This is a genomic window from Nitrospira sp. SG-bin1 (genome assembly GCA_002083365.1).
Classification (GTDB): Bacteria; Nitrospirota; Nitrospiria; order Nitrospirales; family Nitrospiraceae; genus Nitrospira_D.
This window is the reverse complement of the sequence record LVWS01000031.1, coordinates 67214-79202: the sequence shown is the minus strand read 5'-3', so window position 1 is coordinate 79202 and position 11989 is coordinate 67214. Positions and strand designations below refer to the sequence as shown.

The following is an 11989-nucleotide window of genomic DNA, read 5'->3' as shown; positions in this document are numbered from 1 at the left end:
CTCTTATGGTTGGATTGTAACAGAGTCGGAAAAGCCGAGACAAGCACAAGAAATACCGAACACATCGCAGATCAAGGATCCGGTTTAGAAGATTCAGAAGCTGCGACGGTAAGCTCGAACTCCTGAAAAGAAAATCCTCCCTGTTCATCCGTGGCGAGAATCTTCACTCGGTGGACTCCTGGTTTCACATGTGCGATATCCCAAGCAATATTGCCCGTCGTTTGATCGATAGCCATACCAGTAGGGGCCACCGCGAGTCGGAAGTTCACCGAATCCGATTCCGGGTCGAGAACTTTCACCGCATATTCGTATCCATTTTGACCCAATGACGTTGGGGGAGACGAGACAATTTTGGGGGCGCTGTTCCCAACCGTGTATGGATCGGACCGTACAATCTTACCAGCGCTCTGTTTGTCTCGCGGCCTTACCTCAGCTACAACGAGATCACGCGGTTTTACCTCGGTCAGCTCCAGAAAATCTTCTTCACTTTCCTTGATGACATATCCATTCTTGGTCCAGCGATACAGAAATTGTGGGATGTCATGATCAAGATCTGAAGCCTCCACAAAAGCTTGAAGTCGATCCCCTCGTTCGTCCGATTTCAGATCAACACCGACTCGAGTAATGGATGGGGGGGTATTATCCACTGTAACGGTTTCAGACCTTAGCGTAACCCCAGCCAGCTTTCCATCATACGGCACCGCCTCCAAAAGGACTCGGTCACCTCTCTTCAGTAATGCGGCGGGAAAAGTGGGACGCTTTTCACTTTCCACTAGCCGATCGTTGAGATACCAGTTATACCAAACCTGGACCATATCATTATCAGGGTCATGAGTATTTACCTGTGCGATAAGATCTGATCGCCGTTCGAAAGGTGTCGGACCCAGGCTAATCGAATGAATTACGGGAGGTTGATTAACCTTTGGAGCTTCACTGGATCTCGCTGTGCATCCGGAGGCTAAAGACCCCAGAATCACCAAGAGAACCCAGGCCGACTCTAGCCATCTCCGAGAGTATTCCCAAGAACGCGCCCATGCAGCCGCTCTCCTCAAACGTTTTTGAGGAGAGCGGCCGCAATGGTTACAGAAGACTAGTGTCCCTCTATCTTGCACTCGTTCACTCACGTAGGTTAATCCAAGCGACATACCGGCTAGTGACACTTCCGGGATTCGTGCAAATCTTGTTGGTTAGTCCCGCACTTGATTGCATGATTCCCGTAATACCTGTCTGGCACCCACCGCCACCTCCGCCAGCTCCACCGCCCCCAATTCCCTGTGAACCGCCAGCCCCAGATCCCTGAGCGCCAATGTGAACTGCCATTTGAGAAAGCAGCCCAGTACCTTGACCGATGGCCACTTTTGTATTCGCCATCGTACTGCTCCCCGATGCAGAAGTCCCCAGAACTGGAGCGCTCATGGCACTGCCGGTTTGATAGAACAGTCCATAGAGGTACCCATCACCGGCCGATGTACAGAGATCGTCTTGCGGCACATAGGTCGGGTAGAACACAATTCCGCCGAGTACGGTCGGTGATGTTAGAGACCTCTCTCGAGTCGTCACGAGGTCTGTAAACCAACCATCTTTACTTTGCACCAAACCTTGCAAGGTCGTGGTTGGACTAGTTCCTTGAACCTTAGCGACACCAGAGAGTGCCGTTGATGTGACTTGATTCGTCCCCGTTGCACAAACTACACACACCTGGACATCGGAAACGTTCACGAGTTGCGCCGCCTTACAACCCGATATGCCTGATTCTACACAAAGATAACTCAGCACAGAATCTTTAACACCGTACAACCGCTGTGCATCGGAATTGCTCTTATCAGCATTGCCAAAGAACCGCCCTGTACCAAAAAATACCCACAAGTTGTTTGCGTCATCAACCGTAAGACCTGGAGCCGCAACCATTGGCCCTGCTTGTATCACGGTCCCAGACGGATAGGGTGAAAAGTCATCCAGGACCTCAGTGGGCACGTGGCTCCCCGACTGATTGTATCCCCATGTCGAAGCAGAACAAGGCCCGGCGAGACATCCACCGGTGGTCAAGCGGTACATCCGCCCCCTCCAGGGGAGGCTTCCATCGTTGATGACTGACCCGCCATAGACAGCATCAGCACGGTAGTCCAAGTCACGATCAACACTGACCAAATCACCGAGGAAGGTGTCCAGGTCACCTCCCGATGAACTCTTGATCGGAAACGTCTGGAATACATTGGTCGCGCTGACTCCCGTGCCGGTCTTAGGGCCCGTCTTAATATCGACCGCATAGAATTTTCCTGTCTGGTTAATTCGGCCATCATACCCTGTCATGCCGGATCCGAATACAGCCATCCACACATCATTGCAGAGACCAGTCAGCGGACAGGTTTTCTGACCAGGCGGATTCATCCTCACGACCGTAGGATAACTGGTGGAAAGGCCCATGCTGGAATCACTGAACGACCAGAGCAGCTTGGGCTCCGCATCCGGGTCAGTAATATCGAGAGCAAAATAAGCCGTGTAGAACGTTCGGTTGGTTCCTCCGATGTTCACCGTCATAGGTGGAGCACCACCGGCACCGCACATTCCACAGCTTCCACCCATGCGGAATCCTCCGATGAGGATGGTGCCCCATCCGTTCGGATGGATACAGGTGGGCGCCAAGGGATCAGCGGCGCATGCCGGTTCGGGAGTAAAGATACGAACATCCGTCACTTTCGGTTTGAGATCCACATAGTACACATGGGTATAGTCCGCCTGTGCTAACCAGCGGAGATGGGGCAAGAGTTGATAGGGGATAAAGCCCCAAAGTTCATCTCCGAGCTCTTGCCCTCGACCATCACTCGTTGTTGCATTGGAAAACCACCCATGTTCCTTTAATGGCGTACTAGGATCGTCACCTCGGTTATAGAATCCTCCGTTAAAAGCATGGAGCATGCCATCATTCGCACCCACATAAGCGACGTGTCGTCGGTTCTTCCACCGTTTAAAGAAGTTCAAGTAGCCTGGATCACCATAGATGAAATCATAGGATTCCCGTGGCTGCGACACGATGGTGGGAGTGGAATGGACAGGGTCTCCCAATTTCCATACGGATAGTCCCACCCCGGACACTGTTAAACGACGATCCCGCAGCTGAGCCGACTTCGGACAAGGCCCACCAGGGTTGGTGTCGTAACAGCCTCGAATGAACTGAATGATATCGACAGACTTAAAGGGATTAGCCGCCGGTGAATCGGAATCAGCCCTCAAGTACTCTTTTAACAGAGCCGCGCTGGCGGTCGTGAATGGGATCACTTCCCCTGAGGCCGCGGTGTGAGTCCCGTCTGTCTGGCCTTTCGTATCCTTCCCCGTGTCAACCACTCCGTCATTGTTCACATCGACCCATGTCAAGATTCGGCGATTGGCATGGTCCATTTTTGCCAGTTGTTTCCCTGCCTCCCAAATCCCCTTCACCTCTCTTAAGGGAATGGTTGGAAGCGGTGCGGTCGGATCGTCGGCTTTTCCATCAGCATCACTGTCAACAAACCGTTGGACGCCGACATCTCCGGTCGTCGGATCAATGATTGTATTGATGATGTAGTCATCCGCTAACGTTAACCGATTATCTTCCTGTGTATCTTCTCGGATATTTCCGAACTTATCGACCCACAAGCCCTGAGTAAATCCGGTCCATCGAACATCGATATTGGTCGTTGACTCAGCCGTGCTGGGGTAAAAAAAGGATTGATAGAGCGCTCCTTCTCCTGTCCCAGACGTGGCCAATACCGATATCGATGTACCTGACTGGCTCCGACGGAGAATACTATTGATGGCAGCGACAAATCGGTCTCGCATGTCATCGGCGTTCGACGATTCAAAATAGGTATCCGGAATACCATCGGCTCCTAATCCTCCGGAATAGTTGTTGTACTGATCCCACACATCGCCAGCGTCAAATGCCAGATTGTTGTTGCGATCTTCAAAGCCTCCCATCTTGGCGGCGTCCTGAAGAAGCCTCGACCCGTTACCGAATGCATAAAACGTATAGACCGTCAGGTTCTGAACACCTGGGAGGTCTTTTCCCGTTGCATCTGATCCATTGAGATTGATGCCAGGAAGGCTGCCGTTCCGAAGGTCAGTCGTGTGGGCATAGTAAGCCACATCATCAAGATAATGGGACCCATTGCTCCAACAGACATCATTGGATATGGCAACTCCACCGTAGTACGCTGAACAATTGTCGTGATGATCAACTTGGCCGTTCGCCGAATGGTTGGTCATCCCTCCGCCATGACCGCTATGGGGAGGGGAGTTATGATCTACAGTACAACCAGCAGCACCTGTACAATGTCCAATGAACCCGACTGGCGCATGGGCAGCTGCTGTATGCGCTTTATCCATGATGGTTGAAGGGATGTTTAAGTCCTGAGTCGGTTGCCCGTCTGTAAAAATCATCACGAAGCTTTTACAGCATTTGACATATTGAGGCGTGTCTGACCATGGAGAGGTGTAGTAGTACGGGTCTTTATTTTGAACATTATAGGAATAATCTGAGTTGTTATAGGCTGGAGGGATCTGGGCGAAGTATCGCGTCGCTTCATAGAGCGATTCCCCCAAGGGCGTCCATGTAGAGGCCGAGGTATTTTCGATAGCATTCACCATGCTCGTCAAACCGGCACCGACATCAGCGAGAACCTTCCCCCCGTCGCCTGCTCCTTTGAACTGCATCAATCCGAATCGCGCCTTATCCCCTACTTGCTGGATAACACCGGCAGGTTCTGAGGCAATGTCGACAGTAAGTGAATGAGACGTACTGCCTCCGCTACAAGCCGCTCCACCATACACGATGAGGTCGTTGCCGGCCCGATCGAAACATCTTGTCCCTGTGTAGGACGTGACACCATCCGCACTGGCAGTCAAAGCCGTGAACCGATCGCTCGATTCAAAATTAAGCTTCCCACCGGGATAACAAGTACCATTGATAGCTCGGGGGGCACACTTACCGCCCATCATCACCCACTTCGCAACCTCCATGCGGGACATTGTCATATAGTTGAGAAAGTTCCCGTCCCAGGGATAGGTAGCGCCACAGGTTGGAGCCGTCGCTGCCCTTGGAGTCCCGATTTGAAATCGATTTGACGCAAATTTGTAGCACAGCATGGGATCAAAATAACCGTAGTATGTTTTGGCTGGATTGTAAGCTTCATTCGCATTGTGGTAAGCCGAATTATCCATACTTCCAGAGTTATCCATCAATAGCAGGATGTTCGGCGCGACGGCTTCCGTCAGGAACGGTGGTTCGCTTGTATATTGTGACAAGGTCTGAGCGGATACAGAAGATCCGCTCCACCAGAGGATCCCTGCAATAAGGGCGACGTGCATAGAGGTGGCAATGGTACGACCATTCATGATGATACCCTCCTTACACTCAAGCTTCGTAGAACTGGCTCGGTTCGCCCGCTTAGCTCGGAATCCACACAACGAGCCGATCAACACGTCCCTTATGATCGAGATGGAAAAGCACCCTCGCCCCTTGGGAGATATCTTTCAAGCTCACAGGATTGTCGTACTGATCCGTGATAGCCATGGATGGGATCATGGGATAACTCGTGTTGTCGATTTGAATCTCAGCCCCTTGGATGCCCGTCATCTGGCCGGCTTTAAAGTTGGGATAGGGATTCTTGTCTTCGTCAGCCAGGACCTGTGGGACGGTCACAAAATGAGCAGCTCCTGCCGTGCCGATGAAAAATAGCATTGGAAGCCAACTTATCCATACGTACCGTTTCATTACTTGGAAGCTTCTATGTGACCAATCGTACAACATCGACGCCTCCGTTAAATCTTCCGCTGGCAACTTTCCCCAGCTGCACTGACACAGGCATAGATCGCTCGAATCCGACTTGTGGCCCCAGTGGCCATGAGCGTTGCCGTACATTCGATTTGATAAAAGGCCTCTGCACCACCGCCGGAGGCCCCCTGTGAGGCCCCCTCATATCCTGCAGCAAACTGCAATGAGCCGCCGGATTTCTGTTTGATATAGAGCCGATCAATGTCACCGACGATCGCAAATGGTCCAGCGGTCATCTGAATATCGGGGGATGCACCAGTTCCCATGGAGAAGTCAGGATTATTATCTGCTTGTCCCATGATCTCTTGTGTGAGAGTGGGTGGCATACCGGGGTTTTCCGCATTTGAGGGAATCACAGCGGTAGCCCCGACATAAGCCGCTGGAACTTGCCGCTCCTGTAAGGTTTGAAGAATCACGTTGGTCCCAGTTCCAATGCAGGACTCCGCTGCCGCCGCTGCTGAGTCGGTGGTATTGGCCGATCCCGCCATCCGATTCTCGAGACCTGTCATCGTCATAGCCGCGACTCCAAGGGCAGTCATCATGAGGATGGTGAGGAAGACACCAAAAAGGGCAAACCCCTGTTCATTCCCCAGAAGTTTGCGCCGTTGTATTTTCGAGCTTGTTGTGCCCACGCTAATTCTCCTTCACATGGCTATCGCCCAGGATTTCGCACCTCTATCGTTCGGGTGAACATGCGTCGTCTGGTCGAAGCATATGGCGGATTGAGTCCTGCAAGATCGCCGGCGGCAAACAGCCCAGCGACATGGTTGTGGTCAGAAATTTGTAATGGCTGAGCCTGAACTATTCGATTGGCCACGATTCCTTCTCCAAATCCTTGATCGACGAATCGTTCACGTCCGACGATGTTCACTTGAACCAAACTGATCTTGTCCGGCGTCATCTGGCCAAGAGCCCAACCATTATTGCTGATGAAGTCCATTTGATCGAACCCTGCTTGGCTCCCCGCCTGATCGTCAATGATCCCGTCCGGAATCCCGCCATTAAGCCCCAAGTTGCATCCGTCGCAGGCATAGGCAAATTGGATATCTTCGATTTCGTCTGCAATGGAGATGCAGCGACTATTGGGGGTATCGCAATTTAGTCCACCTGTCCCCACTCCTCGAACCAAACAGGGAAAGCGACCGTCACATAGGTTATTGATATCTGGCGGCGGAATGATCTGATAGGTGATGCACTGCAGCAGGTATACCGGCGTGTTCGCACCAAAGGCCACTGGAGCCGGAATCGGCGTGATGGCTATCGTAGATCCGCCTACTCCGGTTACTGAGGCTGTGGCGCTCCCAGCAACGCTAATCGTGGCTCCAAGTAAACCGCCGTTACCCCACTCAGTCGTCATGTCTGTTACGGCCTGAACAGAAGCAAGTGTCACCGCATTAAAACCTGGGCCGACCGCGCCCTGTAGTAACCACGGTGGCCTTGTCACAGTTCCCACCGGGTTTCCCAAGGGCACGATCAGGCTGATACGATCCGGTCCTGCGTCAGGTCCGGCAACATTGTTATCCTGAGGAACTATTGCGGTTGGGCAGTTACCGACTGCCCCGATCGACCCAAATCCCGCTTGTCTGATATCTCTGGCAATCATTTCCATGGCGTTCCGAACATTTTGCTGAGTTTCCCCCGTTTGCCCCGTGGTGGCGTTGGATTTTTCAAATGAACTTACTACTGCAAGTCCGGCAGCGACGACACCCACCGCGATAGTAGCGGCAAACATCAATTCGACGAGCGTGAGTCCGTACTGGTTACTTCTATGAAGCGCAGATGTTTTCATTCTCCGCCAACTATCCCTTCACTCCGGTGCTATAGTGGTATCCAACATGACTCTCCGTGGAGCCGCTGCAGTCGTGCCCATATTTCGCCCAGTCCACGTTATGACGACATTCACTCTGCTCTGATTCAGAGGTGGATTCGTTACGATAGGATTGACTGTCACCACGCCTCGCACACCAGTTAGTACTGACGCCTGACTGATCCCAGAGGCCCCTTGGTTTATCATCATTGCCCGCCACTGGACACAATCGCCCTGAGCCATGACCTGTAAAGCAGGAAGGACACAAGGATTGGCAGTGTCCATATTGGCATAGGCTGTGACGTTACGGCGGTTGTATTGAATCCGTTCCAGTATTTCCGAGGCCAGATTCGTCGCTATCGTAAGTTCGGTCGAATCGACGTTGCGTGTAATGGCAATTCCTTGCATCGCCGTCATAGCAATCACGCCAGCAGCCAATATAGCAGTGGCGATCATGCCTTCCAGCAAGGTAAACCCGGATTCTGCTTGCGATATCTTCTTCATCATTTCCTGCTAACGAGTCCCGATACAGAATTGACTGGGACACCAGTCCACAACACCACGCGGGTTGATTCGGATGGCATACGTCGTTCCCAAGTCGTTGACAAGACCTATCACTTGGTTTTGCGATCCTGGCACGGCGCCTCCTACTCGGTATCCCATAGAGTTGAATTGAACCGTGGCATTCGGAGCTGCTGTAAAGACAGGAGGCAGACCAGGACCACCTCCAGTTTGATTCGTGATGCCATTTATGCGGGTAATAGTGCTTGATACGGAAGAAAGTTGAGCGCCTGTATTCGTATTGGTGGTCACCGCAGTAACCATCGTGGGAACGACCGTGATAGTCGTGGTGACGGACACGTTGCGGCTCATCGACGTCATGCGAGCCACTGCTAATTCATTCCTGATAAGCTGAACGGCTTCCTTCAAATCTGCGCGAGATTTCCACACACCGAAATTAATCCCTCCTAGGCCTGCAATGACTCCGATGATCGCGACAACGATCATGAGTTCCAGAAGCGAATATCCGCTCTGCTCTAACCATCCTCGGTTTATTGTTGGTTGCACCATGGCACCCTCTGATCGAGCAAGGGGCATGCCGTTCAAAAGAAAGCCTGGAATTAGTTTAACTGATTGATTTAATTACATTCTTGTTTCTTTAATTTAGAAGCGACGCAGCCGGTTTTCGCACTCGTGCACGACAATTTTCGTTAGAGACGTTGCACTGTTTGGTGCAGCGATCCCGTGTTGACAGAATGAACTGTCGCCACTAGGGTACCTGCAGTACAAAGCGTGGGTAGTGACCAAATAAAAGTGGGCGATGAAAAAAGAGTCTCGCAAGATCCAGCGGTTTGCCGTTCAGCTTCCCTGCCGATTGTCAAACGATGAAGGTATGTCGCAGGGAACTGTTTTGAATCTTTCGGCCCAAGGATGTGCCGTCACTGCGGAGAACCTTCCGTCGATTTCGACCTACGTTTCACTGGAAGTAGACCTCTTAAGCGGCGAGGCGTCGATTCACATTGAACTGGCTGCAGTTCGTGGGGTTTACGAGCGTCGATGCGGATTGGAATTTATCCGCATTCAACCCGGTATGCTGATGAACCTACGAGCTTTCACCCGGGTGTTGACCTGATTTCCTGACAGTTTCTATCGGTCGCTGACTCTCTGACTAGAACTTATCTCAAAATTGCTTGAGGAGCATCGTGATGCAGGCGAGCTGGACGAACCCGAGGAAATTGGTGGCATAGTACTCCCAGCGGATGAGGAGTCGCCGTTTCCACTGGAGCCAGGCAAAGAAGCGCTCGACGAGCCAGCGCCGTTCGTACCGGCGTAGATGCCGGCCATCTTGGGTCTTCAGTTTCCGGGTTGAGCGATGGGGCGCAATCATGTGGACGCCGTGGTGCTTGAGGTCGTCATCGAGCCCATCGCTGTCATACGCCCGATCACCAATGAAATGCTCGGGTTTCGCCTCCAGCATGTAGAAGTCGAAACTGAGTTGGACCAAGGTGACTTCATGATGATTCGCCGCATGCGTACTGACGGAGAGGGGCAATCCATGACGATCCACGATCGCCAGGATTTTCACGCCCTTGCCACGTTTGGTCAGGCCGACCGCGTCGCCGCCCCCTTTCGCGGCGGCAAACGTCGCATCGATGAAGCTCTCACGTTCGTCGAGCGCGCCTTCCTCACGCAACGTGTTGGCCAACTGCGTGAGCACCTCCCGCAGCACCTCGCGTTGACACCACTGTTGGAACCGCCGATGGACGGTCTTGTAGTGGGGATAGCACTGCGGCAGGAAGTGCCATTGGGCGCCGGTGTTCAGAATCCAGAGCACAGCTTCCAAGACCGCTCGGGTCGGCACAGGTTTCCGGCCGGGGCGGCTGTCCGGGAGGTGCTCTTCAGGGAAGTGCTCTCGAATCCGTTCCCATTGGTCGTCACGCAGACGAAGCATGACCGGACTTATAGGGATGAATCTTCAGGTCGTCAACTATTTTGAGATAGGTTCTAAGCTACTTAATTGCAACGGCTCGGACTTGCCGATATGTTGTCAGTCCCAACAGTACCTTCTGGATACCATTCTGCAGCAAGGTGACCATACCATCCCGCATCGCCACGCTGAGAATCTCAGCAGTCCTGGCTCTCGCCTGGATCAAGTTCTTTATTTCTTCTGAACCAACGAGGAGTTCGTGCAGCGCTACTCGACCTTTAAATCCGCTGTGATTGCAGATCTCGCACCCACGTCCACGATACAGGATTAAATCTTCCGTGTAAGCCACTCCAAGCTTGTCCCAGTATCGCGCACCATAGCCTTGGACAAGTTCATCATACTCTTGCCGAGTCGGACGGTATGCTTCTTTACAGCTAGAACAAATGCGCTTACAGAGCCGCATGGCCAGTACTCCTAACATCGCATCGGCAAAGTTGAACGAGTCGCAACCCATGTCCAGCAATCGAGTGATAGTTTCGACTGCACTGTTGGTATGGAGCGTGCTCATCACCAAATGGCCGGTGAGCGACGCCTCTATAGCGATATCGGCCGTTTCTTTGTCCCGCATCTCCCCGATCATGATCACGTCCGGGTCGGCACGAAGGAATGCGCGCATCGCAGCGGCAAAGGTAAATCCGATCTTAGGATGCACCTGAACCTGCCTCAAACCTTCCTGTGTGATCTCGATTGGGTCCTCCGCAGTCCAGATTTTTCGCTCATCGGTATTGATGTGTTTCATAACAGCATGGAGTGTAGTGGTCTTCCCTGATCCGGTCGGTCCCACACAAAGAACAATTCCATGCGGACGTTCGGACAGCTCCTTAACGATCTGTAGAACGTCCGGTGAAAAGTCCATAGCCTCCAATGGCATCGTTTCCTTGGCAGTCAGTAGCCGTAACACCACATCCTCATTGTTTCCCGCAGTCGGCAAAGTAGCAACACGCAATTCGATCTCGCGGTTCTTCGCCAACTTGTACCGTATCTTTCCATCTTGAGGTTTACGCCGTTCCGCGATATCTAAGTTGGCCATAATTTTTAGCCGCGAGACGATCGCACGCCGGTAGACCGCGGGAATCCGCATATAGGTGAAACATGTGCCATCGACGCGAAACCGGACCGCCGTCTCCTTGCGATCCGAATAGGGTTCAATATGAACATCAGAAGCTCCCAATCTATAGGCTTCGGCGATCACCTGGTTTGCGAGGCGCACAATGGCCGAATCATTTTCATCGATCTCTCCCGACTCGGCCTCACCGTGTCGTTCGACGCCCGCTTCATCAACCAGCTCTCCGAGAATCTCCGTGATGGATCCTCCGTTGGCCCGGCCAGTTGCGACCAGGAGATATTGTTCGATATCCCGCCGAAGCCCAACGGAAAAGCGTATTGTCGTACCAGGGAACGCGCGCCGAATATCGAGACCTTTTTCCAGATCATGCGGGTCATTGATGACAATGTCGATGACATTCCCTTGTCGCTTCAGTGGAATCCAAACGCTTTTTCGGAGATAGTCCAAACTCAGGTCTTTCAAGAGATCCGGATCGATGACGGTTCGCTCATCATAGGTGACATGTGGGCATTGATAGAACTCGCTGAGCGCAGACCCGAGTGCCGTCTTGGGCACGCAATACTTATCGAGCAGAAGGGTTTCTAAATCCATTTCCCGCGATAGCGACTCTTCTATGGCAGCATCGAGGTCCGTTTGCTTGATAAGCCCACGATAGGCGATACAGTCCAAGAGACTACGCCCCATCGTCATCTTGCGTGATTGTTTAGCCATCGAAGGCTTCTTCAGATTGACAACCGAAAGGACCTGCCGTTTGTGATGTTTTTCAACGTCTTGAGTGATCATTCTGTTCCATCCTTTTCCATCGACAATAAGAACTTG

10 protein-coding genes are annotated in these 11989 nt (G+C 52.3%); 1 reads left to right on the top strand and 9 read right to left on the bottom strand.

Annotated features, from left to right (window positions below):
• Positions 1 to 71 precede the first annotated feature (71 nt).
• The 7 genes from A4E19_02730 to A4E19_02700 all read right to left on the bottom strand — a co-directional run bounded on the left by A4E19_02730 (position 72) and on the right by A4E19_02700 (position 8687).
• Positions 72 to 815 (bottom strand): hypothetical protein, encoded by a 744-nt coding sequence (locus A4E19_02730; protein OQW33781.1) that lies wholly within the window; start codon positions 813 to 815, stop codon positions 72 to 74.
• 301 nt (positions 816 to 1116) lie between these two features.
• Positions 1117 to 5370, bottom strand: a complete 4254-nt coding sequence (locus A4E19_02725; GenBank protein OQW33780.1) for a hypothetical protein — start codon at positions 5368 to 5370, stop codon at positions 1117 to 1119.
• Between the two features lie 52 nt (positions 5371 to 5422).
• A complete protein-coding gene (locus A4E19_02720) occupies positions 5423 to 5716 on the bottom strand; it encodes a hypothetical protein (protein ID OQW33779.1) in 294 nt (97 codons plus the stop codon).
• Between the two features lie 80 nt (positions 5717 to 5796).
• On the bottom strand, positions 5797 to 6441 hold the full coding sequence (locus A4E19_02715) for a hypothetical protein (GenBank protein OQW33778.1): 645 nt from the start codon (positions 6439 to 6441) through the stop codon (positions 5797 to 5799).
• A 20-nt stretch (positions 6442 to 6461) separates the two neighbouring features.
• Positions 6462 to 7043, bottom strand: a complete 582-nt coding sequence (locus A4E19_02710) for a hypothetical protein (protein OQW33777.1) — start codon at positions 7041 to 7043, stop codon at positions 6462 to 6464.
• A 573-nt stretch (positions 7044 to 7616) separates the two neighbouring features.
• On the bottom strand, positions 7617 to 8123 hold the full coding sequence (locus A4E19_02705; GenBank protein ID OQW33776.1) for a hypothetical protein: 507 nt from the start codon (positions 8121 to 8123) through the stop codon (positions 7617 to 7619).
• Positions 8124 to 8129: 6 nt separating this feature from the next.
• On the bottom strand, positions 8130 to 8687 hold the full coding sequence (locus A4E19_02700) for a hypothetical protein (protein OQW33775.1): 558 nt from the start codon (positions 8685 to 8687) through the stop codon (positions 8130 to 8132).
• Positions 8688 to 8937: 250 nt separating this feature from the next.
• Between A4E19_02700 and A4E19_02695 the strand changes: the two genes are divergently transcribed.
• The gene (locus A4E19_02695; protein OQW33774.1) at positions 8938 to 9249 is read left to right on the top strand and encodes a hypothetical protein; all 312 of its coding nucleotides are present in this window, start codon (positions 8938 to 8940) and stop codon (positions 9247 to 9249) included.
• 48 nt (positions 9250 to 9297) lie between these two features.
• Here A4E19_02695 and A4E19_02690 read toward each other — a convergent pair whose 3' ends face one another.
• Both A4E19_02690 and A4E19_02685 read right to left on the bottom strand, forming a co-directional pair.
• Positions 9298 to 9693, bottom strand: coding sequence for a transposase (locus A4E19_02690; protein ID OQW33811.1), 396 nt, complete (start codon positions 9691 to 9693; stop codon positions 9298 to 9300).
• Positions 9694 to 10126: 433 nt separating this feature from the next.
• Positions 10127 to 11953 carry a hypothetical protein gene (locus A4E19_02685; GenBank protein OQW33773.1) on the bottom strand — a complete coding sequence of 609 codons (1827 nt, stop codon included), beginning with the start codon at positions 11951 to 11953 and terminating at the stop codon, positions 10127 to 10129.
• Positions 11954 to 11989 lie beyond the last annotated feature (36 nt).

Coding starts and splice junctions, on each gene's coding strand:
- A4E19_02725 (OQW33780.1), bottom strand. CDS start 5,370: ATGAATGGTCGTACCATTGCCACCTCTATGCACGTCGCCCTTATTGCA.
- A4E19_02705 (OQW33776.1), bottom strand. CDS start 8,123: ATGATGAAGAAGATATCGCAAGCAGAATCCGGGTTTACCTTGCTGGAA.
- A4E19_02685 (OQW33773.1), bottom strand. CDS start 11,953: ATGATCACTCAAGACGTTGAAAAACATCACAAACGGCAGGTCCTTTCG.
- A4E19_02695 (OQW33774.1), top strand. CDS start 8,938: ATGAAAAAAGAGTCTCGCAAGATCCAGCGGTTTGCCGTTCAGCTTCCC.
- A4E19_02730 (OQW33781.1), bottom strand. CDS start 815: ATGGTCCAGGTTTGGTATAACTGGTATCTCAACGATCGGCTAGTGGAA.
- A4E19_02720 (OQW33779.1), bottom strand. CDS start 5,716: ATGCTATTTTTCATCGGCACGGCAGGAGCTGCTCATTTTGTGACCGTC.
- A4E19_02700 (OQW33775.1), bottom strand. CDS start 8,687: ATGGTGCAACCAACAATAAACCGAGGATGGTTAGAGCAGAGCGGATAT.